This window comes from Saccharomonospora sp. CUA-673, assembly GCF_001942305.1.
In the GTDB taxonomy this organism is placed as follows: Bacteria; Actinomycetota; Actinomycetes; order Mycobacteriales; family Pseudonocardiaceae; genus Prauserella.
This window is the reverse complement of sequence record NZ_MKKE01000020.1, coordinates 25,917-39,915: the sequence shown is the minus strand read 5'-3', so window position 1 is coordinate 39,915 and position 13,999 is coordinate 25,917. Positions and strand designations below refer to the sequence as shown.

Annotated in this window: 14 protein-coding genes and 1 pseudogene; 8 read left to right on the top strand and 7 right to left on the bottom strand. The window is 67.9% G+C overall.

From position 1 onward, the window contains the following. Positions 1-26: 26 nt before the first annotated feature. On the bottom strand, positions 27-614 hold the full coding sequence (locus BJF85_RS10830) for a TetR/AcrR family transcriptional regulator (protein ID WP_075847038.1): 588 nt from the start codon (positions 612-614) through the stop codon (positions 27-29). A gap of 143 nt (positions 615-757) precedes the next feature. Between BJF85_RS10830 and BJF85_RS10825 the strand changes: the two are divergent. Beyond that, positions 758-2,724 (top strand): annotated as a pseudogene (locus BJF85_RS10825) (primary-amine oxidase). Positions 2,725-3,121: 397 nt separating this feature from the next. On the opposite strand, the gene BJF85_RS10820 reads toward BJF85_RS10825, so the two are convergent. After that, positions 3,122-3,757, bottom strand: coding sequence for a TetR/AcrR family transcriptional regulator (locus BJF85_RS10820; protein WP_083666227.1), 636 nt, complete (start codon positions 3,755-3,757; stop codon positions 3,122-3,124). A 107-nt stretch (positions 3,758-3,864) separates the two neighbouring features. On the opposite strand from BJF85_RS10820, the gene BJF85_RS31355 reads away from it, so the two are divergent. After that, positions 3,865-4,227 (top strand): alcohol dehydrogenase catalytic domain-containing protein, encoded by a 363-nt coding sequence (locus tag BJF85_RS31355; RefSeq protein ID WP_369822143.1) that lies wholly within the window; start codon positions 3,865-3,867, stop codon positions 4,225-4,227. After that, the gene (locus tag BJF85_RS10815) at positions 4,206-4,868 is read left to right on the top strand and encodes a zinc-binding dehydrogenase (protein ID WP_369822142.1); all 663 of its coding nucleotides are present in this window, start codon (positions 4,206-4,208) and stop codon (positions 4,866-4,868) included. The genes BJF85_RS31355 and BJF85_RS10815 overlap by 22 nt, the downstream gene beginning before the upstream one ends. A 136-nt stretch (positions 4,869-5,004) precedes the next feature. Here the strand turns inward: BJF85_RS10815 and BJF85_RS10810 are convergent, their stop codons facing one another. After that, positions 5,005-5,907: a LysR family transcriptional regulator gene (locus BJF85_RS10810; RefSeq protein ID WP_075847034.1), complete on the bottom strand. Its 903-nt coding sequence runs from the start codon at positions 5,905-5,907 to the stop codon at positions 5,005-5,007. 115 nt (positions 5,908-6,022) lie between these two features. On the opposite strand from BJF85_RS10810, the gene BJF85_RS10805 reads away from it, so the two are divergent. The 5 genes from BJF85_RS10805 to BJF85_RS28905 all read left to right on the top strand — a co-directional run bounded on the left by BJF85_RS10805 (position 6,023) and on the right by BJF85_RS28905 (position 9,656). Continuing rightward, positions 6,023-6,865 carry an SDR family NAD(P)-dependent oxidoreductase gene (locus BJF85_RS10805; RefSeq protein WP_075847032.1) on the top strand — a complete coding sequence of 281 codons (843 nt, stop codon included), beginning with the start codon at positions 6,023-6,025 and terminating at the stop codon, positions 6,863-6,865. A 243-nt stretch (positions 6,866-7,108) separates the two neighbouring features. Next, positions 7,109-7,747, top strand: coding sequence for an N-acetyltransferase (locus tag BJF85_RS10800; protein WP_075847030.1), 639 nt, complete (start codon positions 7,109-7,111; stop codon positions 7,745-7,747). A gap of 21 nt (positions 7,748-7,768) precedes the next feature. Beyond that, positions 7,769-8,392, top strand: a complete 624-nt coding sequence (locus BJF85_RS10795) for a TetR/AcrR family transcriptional regulator (protein WP_075847028.1) — start codon at positions 7,769-7,771, stop codon at positions 8,390-8,392. Between the two features lie 125 nt (positions 8,393-8,517). After that, the gene (locus BJF85_RS28910; protein ID WP_222844523.1) at positions 8,518-9,249 is read left to right on the top strand and encodes a hypothetical protein; all 732 of its coding nucleotides are present in this window, start codon (positions 8,518-8,520) and stop codon (positions 9,247-9,249) included. Further along, complete coding sequence (locus tag BJF85_RS28905; RefSeq protein ID WP_222844522.1) at positions 9,201-9,656, top strand: glycosyltransferase; 456 nt, start codon at positions 9,201-9,203, stop codon at positions 9,654-9,656. The genes BJF85_RS28910 and BJF85_RS28905 overlap by 49 nt, the downstream gene beginning before the upstream one ends. Before the next feature lie 22 nt (positions 9,657-9,678). Here BJF85_RS28905 and gcvPB read toward each other — a convergent pair whose 3' ends face one another. The 4 genes from gcvPB to BJF85_RS10775 all read right to left on the bottom strand — a co-directional run bounded on the left by gcvPB (position 9,679) and on the right by BJF85_RS10775 (position 13,886). Next, positions 9,679-11,241, bottom strand: coding sequence for an aminomethyl-transferring glycine dehydrogenase subunit GcvPB (gcvPB, locus tag BJF85_RS10785; protein ID WP_075847026.1), 1,563 nt, complete (start codon positions 11,239-11,241; stop codon positions 9,679-9,681). Next, complete coding sequence (locus BJF85_RS28900; RefSeq protein ID WP_222844521.1) at positions 11,238-11,957, bottom strand: hypothetical protein; 720 nt, start codon at positions 11,955-11,957, stop codon at positions 11,238-11,240. Before BJF85_RS28900 ends, gcvPB begins: the two co-directional genes overlap by 4 nt. Next, positions 11,954-12,640, bottom strand: coding sequence for a hypothetical protein (locus tag BJF85_RS28895; protein ID WP_222844520.1), 687 nt, complete (start codon positions 12,638-12,640; stop codon positions 11,954-11,956). Before BJF85_RS28895 ends, BJF85_RS28900 begins: the two co-directional genes overlap by 4 nt. Before the next feature lie 73 nt (positions 12,641-12,713). Next, a complete protein-coding gene (locus BJF85_RS10775; RefSeq protein WP_075847024.1) occupies positions 12,714-13,886 on the bottom strand; it encodes an ATP-NAD kinase family protein in 1,173 nt (390 codons plus the stop codon). Between the last annotated feature and the right edge of the window lie 113 nt (positions 13,887-13,999).

Here is a 13,999-nt window from a genome sequence, read left to right as displayed (position 1 = left end):
GCCGGACGAACCGGCCCACTCCGGCCTCAGGCGAGCGAATCCAGGAACGCGTCGATCATGCGCAGTTGCGCGGCCTCGCCGGTCCCGTCCTGATCGAGCAGGGCCAATGCCTGCAAGCCGATGAGCATCGCGAGCAGTTGGTCGGCGAGCACGTCGTCCGGGGTGGAGGCCCGCACCGTGCCTTCCGCCCTCGCCTGCTGCAGGAACTCGACGATGTGGGCACGCAAGAGCGTGACCGAGTCGGTGTGGAGCCGTTCCAGATCCGGGTCGGACAGCGCACGCTGCCAGAACGGCAGAACGACACGGGCTTCGAGCTTCGTCAGCTCCGTCAGCGGAGCCATCTCCACGCAGAAGGCCCGGAGCGCCGCGAGTCCCGTCGCCTCGCCGACACGCTCCCGGACACGCGCGTTGGTGGCGGCGACAACGTGCTCGAAAGCGGCGCGAATGATCGAGTTCTTGTCCGGGAAGTAGTACTTGAGCGCACCGTTCGCCATGTCGAGCGACTCGGAGATCGCCCGCATCGTGGCTTCCTCGATGCCCCGCTCGGCGATCAACCGCCACGTCGCCTCGACGATCTCCGTCCGGCGACCCTCGTGGTCAACGTACTTCGGCACAACCGCACCTCGACGAGCGCATGACCACATCGTAGGCGACCGGCGTCCGATCCGGCCCCGCCGCGGATTTCACCAGCCCCTTGCGCGACGTCAGCCGATCACCCACCCTTTTATCTACACGCGGAGAAAAACGGGAGGCCACGATGCCGGCACCATCCGCGACCACGATCGCGCACCCGCTCACCCCTCTGTCCGCCGACGAGATCGCCGCCGCCCGCACCATTCTCGACCGCGCCGGCCTGCTTCCCGAGACCGCACGCGTGGTCTACCTGGGACTGGTGGAGCCGCCCAAGGACGCGCTCTACGACAGTGACGCACCCTCCCCTGACCGCGCGGTGCGCGTGCAGATCCACGACGTGGCAGCAGTGGGTGGCCGGGACGTGCTGGTGTCCCTCTCCCGCAGCTCCGTGCTCTCCGAAAGCATGATCGATCCGTCCGAACACGGCCAACTCCCGGTCCTCGACGAGGAGTTCGAGCTCGTCGAGCAGATCCTGGCCCAGGACGAACAGTGGCTCGCGGCGTTGGAAAGCCGTGGTTTGGACGTCGAGAAGGTCCGCGTCGCCCCGCTGTCGGCCGGCGTGTACGACTACCCGGAGGAAGAGGGGCGCCGCATCCTGCGCGGTCTCGCCTTCGTGCAGGAACATCCCGGCGACCACGCCTGGGCCCACCCCGTCGACGGCCTGGTCGGCTACGTGGACGTGATCGACCGGTCCGCCACCCGGATCATCGACCTCGGACCGGTGCCCGTCCCCGCCGAATCCGGGAACTTCGACGATCCCGAGGTGACGGGTCCGCTCCGCACGTCGCAGCGGCCCATCGAGATCACCCAACCCGAGGCCCGAGCTTCACCCTCGACGGCAATGCACTGACGTGGGAGAGCTGGTCCCTGCGCATCGGGTTCGATCCGCGCGAAGGACTCGTCCTGCATCAGATTTCGTTCCGCGACGGGGAACGCGACCGTCCGGTCGTGCACCGTGCCTCGATCTCGGAGATGGTCGTTCCCTACGCCGACCCGTCCCCGGTCCGATCGTGGCAGAACTACTTCGACACCGGCGAGTACATGATCGGCCGGTACGCCAACGCCCTCGAACTCGGTTGCGACTGTCTCGGCGACATCACCTATCTCGACGCCGTCATCGCCGACGAGTTCGGGCATCCCCGTGTCCTCCCGAACGCCATCTGCATGCACGAGGAGGACTACGGCGTTCTCTGGAAACACACCGATCTGTGGGCCGGTTCGTCCGAGACCCGGCGGCAGCGGCGCATGGTGATCTCGTTCTTCACGACGATCGGCAACTACGACTACGGCTTCTACTGGTACCTCTATCTCGACGGCACGATCGAGTGCGAGGTCAAGGCGACAGGCGTGGTGTTCACCGCCGCCTACCCGGGCCCCGGATACGAGGACGTCAATCCGTACGCCTCGCACCTCGCACCGGGGCTCGGTGCGCCGTATCACCAGCACCTGTTCTCGGCGCGGCTCGACATGATGGTGGACGGTCACCACAACACCGTCGACGAGGTCGACGTGCGCCGCGTGCCCGTCGGCCCGGACAATCCGCGCGGCAACGCCTTCACCAAGCACCACACCCCGCTGCGCACCGAGTCACAGGCCACCCGGCTGGCGGACAACCGTGCCGGTCGCGTCTGGCACATCACCAACCCCGGCTCGGCCAACCGACTCGGCGACCCCGTCGCCTACGCCCTGTTCCCCGAAGGCAACCCCGAACTGCTCGCCGACGACAGCTCGTCCATCCACCGTCGTGCCACGTTCGCGACCAAACACCTCTGGGTCACCCGGTACGACGCGGCCGAGCGCTACGCGGCCGGCGATTTCGTCAACCAGCACCCGGGAGGCGGCGGGCTTCCCGCCTACGTGGCCGCCGACCGCAGCATCGACAACGAGGACATCGTCGTGTGGCACACCTTCGGACTCACGCATTTCCCGCGTCCCGAGGACTGGCCGATCATGCCCGTCGACTACACCGGCTTCACGCTCAAACCCGTGGGATTCTTCGACCGCAACCCGGCGCTGAACGTCCCACCGAACGCCAGCACCCACTGCCGGTCCCGCACCACCGACCCCTCGGACGGCTGCTGCCACGACTGAGCCGGGTGAACATCCAGGTCACACACGTGGGCCGAGTCGGACTTGAACCGCGACCGGCGGCCACATCGTCGCACCTGAGGCGCCTGACGGAACCAGTCCACGGAGCGGACCCCACAGAGGTCAACGAGGACGCACTACGGCCTGCCCGGCGGGGCCACGGCATTTCGCGCGACGCACATAACGCACCTATCGAACTGCTCGACGGCGGTCATTCCCTCCTGGAATCCCGCTTCGACGAGGTCGCGCTGATCATCCGAGACTGGTCCACCGCCGTACGATCCCGCCGGTGAGGGCCTCGGAGCATGAGACCAGGAGCCACGGTATGACAGCAGAGGCATCAGCACTGATGCCTCTGCTGCGCCGCTGAGTACGCCACAACGTAGACGCCCGCGGCCGCTCACTCACAGCCTTGTAGGACCAGTCTGACCAGCGGAGCCGGGGTCGGCAGCACACCGCGCTCGCGGTCGGCTCGCAGCGACTCGATCACGAGCGCCGCATGGCGCCGGGCGGCCCGTTCGCGTTCCTCGGCCGGCAGGCCGGTCAGCCCACGGGCTCCCAGCTGGATCAGCACGAAGTCGTCGAGCACGAAATCGGCGCGCAGCCCGCCGGCCGCTCGCGCGCGAGCGGCCAGGTCGCCGAGCATCGGCACCAACCTCCGACGATGCTCGGCGAACGCGCCGTCGTAACGGCCGTTCGCGAGGAACGCGTCCACGAAGCCTTGGTTGCGCACAGTCAACACGCTCATCCGCTCGATCATCGAGCAGAACCCGCGCCACGGATTCGGATCGTCGCAGCCCTCGGCGAGGATGTCGACACACGCCTGGAGTTCCTGGGCGAAGGCCTCTTCGACGAGCAGTTGCTTGGCGGGAAACCGCCGATACAGCGTGGCCGGTCCCACGCCGGCTCGGCGCGCGATCTGGCGCATCGTCACGTCAAGACCGCGTTCGGCGAACAGCGAGCGGGCCGCGTCGAGCACGCGGTCGCGGTTCTCGCGCGCATCGGATCGCAGGTTGTGAGTGAGTTGCTCGGTCATGACTCTCACTTCGCTATGTGGACGGGGGCGTCCCATTACCGTTCACCACGGTAGCGCGGACACACCGCGACGACGAGATCGGCGAACGGAGCATGCAGGTGCGGGCTGTGGCGATCACGAAACCCGGTAATCCCGACGGAATGGAGGTGATCGACGCACCCGACCCGTCCCCGGGGCCGGGCGAGGTTGCCATCGAGACGGAGGCCATCGGCGTCGGCGGGGTCGACATCGTGGTCCGCCGCGGCGAGATCGCGACACCGCCGGACGGCTGGATCCCCGGCGGCGAGGTGGTCGGGAGAATCGTCTCCGTCGGCAGGACCGTCGACCCGACCTGGCTCGGCACGCGGGTGTGGGCCTACACCGGGATCACCGCGGAACATCCCGACGCGGGCGTGCTACTTCCCGAGGCTTCTCCTCGATCGACGGAGGAGGCTACGCCGAGCTCGCCGTGGCACCGGCGAACGAGCTGACCGTGGTTCCGGACGAACTGTCCTCGGTGGACGCCGCGGCGCTCGGAAGTCCGTTGCCCGTCGGGCACTTCGCCCTCGCGCATGCACGTTTCCGGTGCGGCGACTCGATCCTGGTACGCGGGGCCGCGGGCAGTATCGGCATCGCGACGGTCGAACTCGCAGCTCGCGCCGGCGCGAGCAGTATCGCCGTGACGACGTCGTCGAACGATCGCGGCGCACGCCTGCGCGAGCTCGGTGCCACGCACGTTCTCGATCGTGAGGGACGTGGCGACACCTCGGCGTCGGACTCGTACGACGTGATCGTCGACATCGCGGGCGGATCCGCCGTACCCGCGTTCGTCGACCGCCTGGCACCCAACGGACGGTACGTCATCGTCGGCATCGTCGCCGGGATGCCGCCACTGGACTTCGGGCGCTCGCTCATCACCGCCTTCCAGCGGTCCCGTTCGGTCGCGACGTTCAGTCTCGACACGGTGCCCGTCGAGGACCGCAACCGCGTTCGCGCCGAACTCTTCGACGCCGCGACGCGCGATGAGGTGCGCGCCATCGTTCACGACGTGATCGGACTGGACCACGCGGTCGACGCGCACCGGAGAATGGAAGCCGGCGAGGTCTTCGGACGCATCGTCCTCACCCCGTGAGGACGATGCCGAGCCCGCTCCGGTCACCACGGTGGTCTCGTCGGGCAGCGCAGGGCTGTTGAGCGGACCGTCGGCGGACGTGCGTCTGCACTGAGCGTTTCTTCCACGCGCAGCGACGAACGTGCCCAAACCCGGTTCACGCGTCCCCGGTAGCCGCCTCCCGCAGGGCCGCCACCACAGCACGCTGTCCTGCGGTTGGCTCCGGCGCGGTCACGGCCAGGGCGGCTCGCCCCTGCCACGAGGGGTCGTGCACCTCCACGGTGGCGACCTCTGAAGGCAAGCCGGGAACGGCGAGCTCGGGAACGGTCGTGATGCCGAGTCCCGCCGCGACGAAACCGAGCCGGGCGTTCCAGTCGCGGATACGGTAGGCGATCCGGGGTTGCGGCACCGTGGGCCACGGGCCGAACTGCGGATCGCCCCGCAGACCCGCACCGGCTATCCACGACTCGCCCGCCAGGTCGTCGACCGTGACACTCGGCCGTCGAGCCAGCCGGTGGCCGCGTGGTACGGCAACGACACCGCCACCGCCGATCGTCAGGCGCACGGTCCGCAGTCCGTCCAGGTCGTAGACGGGCAACCCTTGGCCCACGGCGACGACCGCGACGTCCACCCCTCCGGCCCGAACCTGACGCACGAGCGCAGGGGTGGATGCCTCGTGCAACTCGACGACCAAGGCAGGGTGCTCGCTGTGGAGCGTCGCCACCGCTGTGGGCACGAGCGACCAGGTGGCGGTCGGGAAGGCACCGAGGGTCACCTGCTCGGCGACGGTGTCGGACAGTGCGGCGAGCTCACGGTCCGTCGCATCTAGCTCGGCGAGCACGGCGGCCGCCCGTCGAGCGACAGCCTCGCCGGCACGGGTCGCCGTAACACCACGGGCCTTGCGTACGAACAACGGCATTCCGGCGGCCGTCTCCGCAGCCGACACCTGCCGCGAGATCGCCGACTGGGTGTACCCGAGAAGCTCGGCCGCGGCGGTGAACGACCCGGCTCCGACGACAGCATGGACCACGCGCAGGGCGGGAACGGTGAACTCGGCCATGCGGCCACCCTAGGCATGAGTTAATCGCATGTCTTCCATGTCAGAGAGTCGTTTGTGGAATACCTGGGCCTCCGCGAAGCTGGAAGCACAAGGCAACACCACGAAAGGAACGCGGATGTCCGCTCCGGACAGCAAGATCTGGTTCATCACCGGTGCCTCACGCGGATTCGGCCGACTCTGGACCGAAGCCGCCCTCGAGCGCGGCGACCGGGTCGCGGCGACGGCCCGCGACCGCGCCACGCTCGAGTCGTTGACGGAGCGATTCGGGGACGCGATCCTGCCACTGACACTCGACGTCACCGACCGCAACGCTGTGAGCCGCGCCGTGGAGGACGCCGTGGAGCGGTTCGGTCGCATCGACGTCGTCGTCAACAACGCCGGCTACGGACTCTTCGGCATGGTCGAGGAAGCCACCGAGGCCGAGCTGCGCGAGCAGATGGAGACCAACTTCTTCGGCACAGTCTGGGTGACCCAGTCGGTGCTGCCCGTGCTGCGGGCGCAGCGGTCCGGCCGCATCCTGCAGGTCACGAGCGAGGGTGGCGTACGCGCCTATCCCGGTATCGGCGCCTATCACGCCTCCAAGTGGGCGGTGGAAGGCCTGTCCGACTCGCTCGCTCAGGAGGTCGCCTCGTTCGGCATCCACGTGACCGCGGTGGAGCCGGGCCCATACGCCACGGAGTTCGCCGGTAGCACGAGCCTGCGGACCACCGACCCCCATCCCGATTACGCCGGCGTCCGCGAGGCGACCGCCAAGGAGTGGGTCCTCGGCGACCCGGAGGCCACCGCGGAGGCGATCTTCACGATCGTTGACGCCGAGAACCCTCCTCGACGGATCGTCCTCGGACACACCCTCCCCGAGATCGAGGAGATCTACGCCGAACGCCTACGGGTGTGGCAGGAATGGGCACCGATCACCAAGGCCGCCTTCGGCACGAGAGGCGTTCCCGGCGCGGCGTGATCGGATCGCACTCCACCTGTGCCGCACCACGCGATCCCGTTGAACCATTCGCCATCTACCGGTGTTCGCCGTCGGGCATCCCGCCGATGTCCGTCAGGCAGGTGGTGCGTGGCGGTACCGCCGGCGACCGACGGTCCGCTGGACGATCCGTGATCGTCAAATTTGTAGGTCGAACGACCTGGTCATCTGACCTAAACCGTGGCTACCATGGTGTTCCACTTCTTGGCACGCAGAGGAGACACCATGGTCACCGTCACGCCTGCCGCACCCGTTCATGTCGAAGAAGCAGCGCAGGTCCTCGCCGGCGCACTCCGTGACGACGCCATGATGTCGGCGTTCGTCGGCGAGCGGCCGAACGACCGCGAGAAGCGGCTTACGCACTTGTACGAAGTGTTCGTCCGCGAGGGTCTCCGCCATGGGGCGGTCGATCTGGCCCGGGCAGAGGGTGAGTCGGACGTACTGGGAGTAGCCGTGTGGTCGGCCCCCGGCCGGACAAGGGGAACCAGGACGCAACAGCTGCGCGATCTCAGGTCCTATGCACGAGCATTCGGCCTGCGGCACCTGCTCGGCGCGCGAAGGCTCGAAAGCACACTCCACGCCGCGCGTCCAGGTGAGCCCCACTGGTACCTGGCGGTGATCGGAGTACACCCGGCCGGACACGGCCGCGGAGTGGGGTCCACCCTGCTCCGAACGCGACTGAGCACGATCGACCGGGCCGGGACTCCCACCTATCTCGAGGCGTCGACCGAGCGCAGCGCCGCCCTGTATGCACGTTTCGGATTCACCTCCATCGGCTCGGTGGCAGGCTTTCCACCTCCGGTCGAGCCGATCGCCATGTGGCGTACGGGCGCCGGTGACCGGAACGCGGCACCGAGACGCTGACCCCGACGCGGGAGACCACCCATGACATCCAAGACGCGAGAGCACAGGCCGACAGCCGAGCGCCGGGAGCAGCTCCTCGACGCCGCTGTGGCGGTGATGCGCGACGGTGGCATCCGAGCAGCCACCACCCGGGCGGTGGCCGACCGGGCCGGGCTACCGCAGGGAGCGTTCCACTACTGCTTCCACTCCAAGGATGAGATGTTCAGCGCACTGCTCGAGCGCGAGCTGGATGCGTCGCTCGGCAACGCCTGGGAGGCCGTCGCCCAAACCCGAGACCTCGGCACCGGTATCGCCGCCGCACTGCGCGCTATTCTCGATCGGGTCCGCTCGGACCCCGAGTACCACCTCCTGACCGCCGAGCTGGTGGACGTGGCGGCACGCACGCCTGAATTCGCCCACATAGCCAGCCGGGAGCACACCGCCTATGTGGACCACACCGATCGCATACTCCGCCGATGGCAGGAATCCGTCGGCACTCTGCTGTCCGTCGACTCCAAGCTGCTGGCCCAGGTGCTTGTCGCTGCCTCCAGCGGAATAACATCCGCCTGGTTGAGCGCACGTGACGACGACGCCGCACACGAATCCATCACGCTCCTGTCCTCGGCGCTGGCACTCAAGGCCGCACAACAGGACGTCCGGGCATGAGCAACCCCACGTCGGAAACCCGCGCCCCGATCCGCGAAAGCTCATGCCGAGAACCGCATCGACGATGCGCAGCCGAACCGAATCCGTGCACGGGTCGGCACGGGTTCTGCGTTTAGGTTGGTGCTATGCGAATTCTGTTCAGCGCAACACCCGCCTACGGACACATCCTGCCCTTGGCCCCCTTGATGCACGCGGCCGGGGAGGCAGGACATGCCGTGGCGCTGACCACCAGCCCCGGCATCAGGAGCAAGATCGGCCCCGAACTCGCGACCGAGTTGGAGTTCCTGACTGCCGGCGCCATGCCGATGGAGTTCTCCGAGGATGCCGCTCGACGAACGGGTGCCGACCCGTTCCACCCGAGTCCAGAACTCATCGGGGAGATCTTCGGTGGTTCGCGCGTGGACCTGGGCGGCGTCGACACGATCGCACTGGCTAGCACGTGGGCCCCCGACCTTGTCGTGTCCGAGGCGTTCGACGCGATCGGCCCGATGGTCGCCGCTGATCGTGGAATCGCTTGGTACCGCGCGGGGTTCGGCCCAGCGACCCCCACCGTACTCGCCGAGATCGAGCGTGCCGCGGCCACCCGCTACCACGACGCAGAACTGAATGTCGCTGCACCACACGGATACCTCGACCCGTGCCCGGCTCCGATGCAGGATCCCGAGTGGTCCAGCGATGTGCCGGTGCTGCCGCTGCGCGCACAAGCGCATCGACGCCGCCGCGACATGGCTGTCGAACTGCGACCTTCGACGACCCGACCAAACCCACCGCACTGGTCACCCTGGGCACCATCTTCTCCGATCCCGAGGTGCTCGCCGAGACGGTGGGCGCGCTCGCGGGCCACGACATCAACGTGATCGCCACGCTGGGTTCGTCGTTGAAGAATCCGCACGCAGGCACTGAGCGTCCGAATCCGCGTCCGGACGACACCGAGGTGCGTTTCGTACCGTTCGTGCCACTCGGCCAGCTCCTCGACCGAGCAGACCTCGTCGTCGGCTCCGGCGGAGCGGGCACCGTCCTCGGAACCCTGGCGCACGGCCTGCCCATGGTGCTCTGGCCGCAGGGCGCCGATCAGCCGATCAACGCCGCCCGCGCCGCCGCTGCCGGCACCGCGATCACCGTCGACAACGCGGCCAGCGTCTCCCCCGCGGTACGAAAAATGCTGACCGACAGCGAGTTCCGCAGCCGCGCCGAAACCGTGGCCGCGGAGAACAACCGCCGGTTGAGCCCCGCCGACGTGATCGCGAGGATCGCCGCAGCGTAGCCGGCGCTGCGGCGATCGACGCTCAGCCCTCGGCGCCGGTGGCCCTGCGCTTGCGCAGGTACGCCCGCCAGGTCATGGCCCAGCGTGTGGGATCCCCCATCGCCTCGTGGTCGATGCGGTGCACCGCCTGATTGTGCGGCGCGGTCCTGACGACCTCGGGATCGGAGTAGGCCTCGTCGGAGATTCGAGCGAGGACCGCGATCCACGTGTCGAGCGCTTCCTTGCCGTACATCTCCCCGGCCTCGGGTGTGAACGGCTCGGGAACGAGCCAGGGCTCGTGACTCGTCCACATGGGGTCGACGCCGAAGTCGCTCATGCGGTTCTGGACGTCGTGGACGTCCACCCCTGTCTCCTCCTTCATCCGCGCAAGGCTGTAGCGCGTCATCTCCAGACGCGGGCTGGTCGCGTCGGGGTGCGAACGGGTGACGCCGCGGATGGCCAGTAGGCCCTGCTCCATGTAGTTGTTGGCCAGGACGGAGATATCGGAGGCCTCGGCCACACCCTCCGCCCCCATGGCGCGGACCCAGGCGTAGGCCTTCACCACCACGGGCACGTTTCCCCAGAACTCGCGGATCTTGCCGCAGCTCTTCGGCCGGTCGTGATCGAGGTAGTACCGCTCACCGTCGTGGGCAACGACCGGAGTCGGCACGAACGGCGCCAGTTCCGCCGAGCAACCGTAAGCGCCGACAGCCGGCCCCCCAACTCCACTCTTGGGAGCACCGAAAGTCTTGTGGAGCATGAACATGCAGGCGTCGAAGCCGATCTCGCGAGCACGAATCTTGCCCATCATGCCGTTGAAGTTGGCGCTGTCGTAGAAGCACAGGCCACCGGCCTCGTGTACCACCCGAACCCACTCCCGCATCTGCGGGTTGTAGACGCCCATGTCGTCGGGGTTGTTGACCATGAGCGCGGCCGTCCGTTCGGATACCGCGGCCTTCACAGCGTCCAACGAAGGGTAGCCATCCTCGTCGAGCATCAGCGTGATGACCTTGAAGCCCGCTGCCGCGGCTGTCGCGGCGTTCGAAGGGTGGGTCTGGATCGTGGTGATGATCTCGTCGCGCTGGTGCAGTTCTCCGCGGGAAGCGTGATAGGCACGCGTCACGGCGCAACTGGTGTACGCGGCGTCGGCACCACCGCCGGCCTGGAAGACGAACTGATCCATGCCGGACATCTCGCGCAGAATCGTGTCGAACCGGTGTACGAGCTCGAGCGTGCCCTGGAGGGTGTCGTCGTCCTGGTGCGGATGTGCCTCCGTGACCTCGGGACGCCATGCGATCGCCTCGTTCACCTGCGGGTTGTATTTCATCGTGCAGGTGCCGAAAAGGCTGATGCCCATCATGCCGAGTGTCTGCTGCGACAGCCGCAGGTAGTGGTATAGGGCCTCCGGTTCCGAGACCTCGGGAAGTGCCGGCCTGTCGCGTCGCCGCACCGCCTCGGGAATCAGGTCGGCGACGTCGTCGACCTCGGCTCGCACCTCCGCCTCGGCTTCGGGCACGGCGAGGCCTCGACGGCCGGGGTACCCCATCTCCAGGACGACCGGTTCGTTCCACACCGGGGCGTGGTAATCGCGGAGCTCGGTGCTCATCGTGCTACTACCTCCGAAAGTGCGTCGACGAGACGCAGTAGGTCTGCCTGGGTGTGGACTTCGGTGACGCAGTAGAGGGCGCTCTGTCCGAACTCGGGGAAGTCGCGGGAGAGGTCCTTGCCTCCGAAGATCCCGTAGTCGCGTAGGGCCCTGTTGATGTCGGCGACGCTGCGGCCCGTTTCGGTGAAGTCCACGACGAATTCCTTGAAGAATCCGGACGGGAAAGCGACCCGCACGCCGTCGATGGTGGCGATCCGCCGCGCCGCGTAATGGGCACGCCGCAGTATGAGCTCACCCACGTCCGTGAAGCCCTGTGGGCCCATCAGTGCCATGTAGACCGCGTTGGCGATGGCCCACAGGTAGACCGAGTGGCCGGTCCAATCCCTGCCCTGTTCGCGCAGTCCGTAGGAGGTCTGCTCGAACAGCGCCAGACCGAAACCGTACTCACCCTCCCGCGTCGTGTCCGCGATGCTGATGAACAGCGTCGGGTACTGATACGCGTAACGTTCCTCGTCGCGCGATGCGATGAAACCGCCCACGCCGCCGCCGGTGTTCATGTGGACACCCAGGGGTTGCGTGGTTCCGACGACGATGTCGGCGCCGTAGTCGACGGGTGCCGACAGCACACCGAGCGAGATCGGATCGACCCCGACGATCGTCTCAGCCCCCGCGGCGCGGGCGATGGCGGCGATCTCCGCCCCCTGGTGCTCGATCACCCCGAGGTACGACGCGTCTCGAAGTACACCGCGGCCGTCCGCTCGCCGACGATGCCGCGTAGGTCGTCGAGGTCCATCAGTCCCGTCCCGGGGTCGAAATCGACCATGCGAACCGTGATGTGGCTCGGCATCTCGACCGGTTCGCAGTAGTTGCCGATGACCGACAGCCGTTCCGGATCGATCGCCCGGACCACCGCCACCTCGTTTCTGCCGGTGATTCGGGAGGCCATGCGGATCGCGTGCCCCGCGGCCACGCCCCAGCTCCGTACTGGCATGCCGACCAGGTCCATCGCGAGGAGCTCGCCGAGTTGACTGCAGAACTCGAACCACGCCTGATTGCGTCCGTGATCGGAACTCGGTTCGCCGGACACCGAGGTGAGCCATTCGTTGCGGCGCACCACTTCGTCGCCGGCTGCCGGCACGTGGTGCTGCCAGCAGCCGGCGCCGAGGAAGTTGAGATACTGCTCGGTGGTCCGGTTCTTCGACAGCGTTTCGACGAGATGCCGACGGAGCTCACTCTCGGACAGTGCCGGAGGGAGTTCGAGCGGATACGCGAGCCGGTGCTCGGCCGGGACCTGCTCGAACAGTTCTTCCACGGAACCGGCGCCGATCGCGTCCAGCATCTCCTGTTTGATCGCCGGCACGGAATTGGCCATGTAGCGATGGGCGACATGTCGGGTCACCAGATTTCTCCCTGGTATCGGTTGTTGTGGGAAAGCGGGCCGTTCCGGTGACGTCCGGCGCCGGAACGGTCGGTCAGGACAGCACTTCGACGAGGACGGCTCGGTCCGGTGCGGTGTGCACTCGTAGATGGCCGGCGAGCATCGCGTCGACCTCGGCGTCACCGGTGTCGACACGCAGCTTCGCCGGCTCGAGGGCGAGGAGCTTGTGCGTCGGAGCGACCACGACGATGCCCTCGCGGCCGACCCTCCTGATCACCTCCGCGCTGATCTGCTGATTACCACGCCCGAACAGGTAGCCCTGGCCACCCAGCACCCCGACCACAATGCGGGTCTCTCGCCCCTCCATGAGCCCGAGCAAACCCCGTTCGTCGAGGTCGGCTCCGACGAGAACGCCGTCCAGCACGGCGTCGACGCCGAGCAATGTCGACGGCACACCGAGCGCGTCCGTGACCTTCCGCATCGTGGTTCCCGGGCCCAGGATGTAAAGGACTCCTTCCCGCATCCGTGCGGCGACCGATCGACAGGCCGCCTCCAGCGCCGCATCGCCGCCCACCCGGGTTCCCGCCTTGGCGTTCTGCGCGAGACGCCGCGCGTAGGGACTGCGGGCGAAGCCGTACAGGTGCGCCGAGAGCCGGTCGTCACGCACGGCCGCCTCGTCGAGATCCATGACCTCGGCCTCCCGTGACCGGACCGCGGAACTGCCCTCGAGGAACAGGGCGGCAAGTTCGCCCGCGGCCTCGGGAGTCGCACCGAACACCGCCGAGTGCATCTTCACTCCCGCCGGGATGCCGAGCACCGGAACGCGGTCACCGACCACGTCGACGATGTCCCGCGCGGTTCCATCCCCGCCCGCGAACAGGAGGAGATCGACCGCCGAGGCCATCGCCTCCGCTGCCGCCCGTGTATCGGCCGCCCCGCGGGCGCCTCGCTCCACCCGAAGCACGACGACCGGGTCAAGACCGGCGGCCAGCGCACTCCGCTCACCCAGCGCACCGGCGCCGGTGACGACGTCAAAGCGCGTGCTCGATGCCGCGAGCCGGGTGAGCGCACGAACAGCGCGCCCACCGGACAACGGGCGTGCACCCCGACGCTTCGCCTCCGCGACGACGTCCGGTCCGTCGGTGCCCTTGAGGCCCACGCTGCCGCCCATGCCGGCGAGCGGATTGACGATCAGGCCGAACGTCCTTCCCTTCCGACACCTACCGACCTGACGGGCCGTGGTGCCGTGTGGCGGGCGAGTCGGCATGCGCGCGAGCTCCTACTCGTGTAGGGCGGGAGGGTTCCCGGATCGTCGCTTGTGAGCCAATCACCCCGAATACGGTGCCGTGAAACAAAACCTGGGCCGACATTCACGCCTGT

Coding starts and splice junctions, on each gene's coding strand:
- BJF85_RS10820 (WP_083666227.1), bottom strand. CDS start 3,757: ATGACCGAGCAACTCACTCACAACCTGCGATCCGATGCGCGCGAGAAC.
- BJF85_RS10810 (WP_075847034.1), bottom strand. CDS start 5,907: ATGGCCGAGTTCACCGTTCCCGCCCTGCGCGTGGTCCATGCTGTCGTC.
- BJF85_RS10805 (WP_075847032.1), top strand. CDS start 6,023: ATGTCCGCTCCGGACAGCAAGATCTGGTTCATCACCGGTGCCTCACGC.
- BJF85_RS10800 (WP_075847030.1), top strand. CDS start 7,109: ATGGTCACCGTCACGCCTGCCGCACCCGTTCATGTCGAAGAAGCAGCG.
- BJF85_RS10795 (WP_075847028.1), top strand. CDS start 7,769: ATGACATCCAAGACGCGAGAGCACAGGCCGACAGCCGAGCGCCGGGAG.
- BJF85_RS28910 (WP_222844523.1), top strand. CDS start 8,518: ATGCGAATTCTGTTCAGCGCAACACCCGCCTACGGACACATCCTGCCC.
- gcvPB (WP_075847026.1), bottom strand. CDS start 11,241: ATGAGCACCGAGCTCCGCGATTACCACGCCCCGGTGTGGAACGAACCG.
- BJF85_RS10775 (WP_075847024.1), bottom strand. CDS start 13,886: ATGCCGACTCGCCCGCCACACGGCACCACGGCCCGTCAGGTCGGTAGG.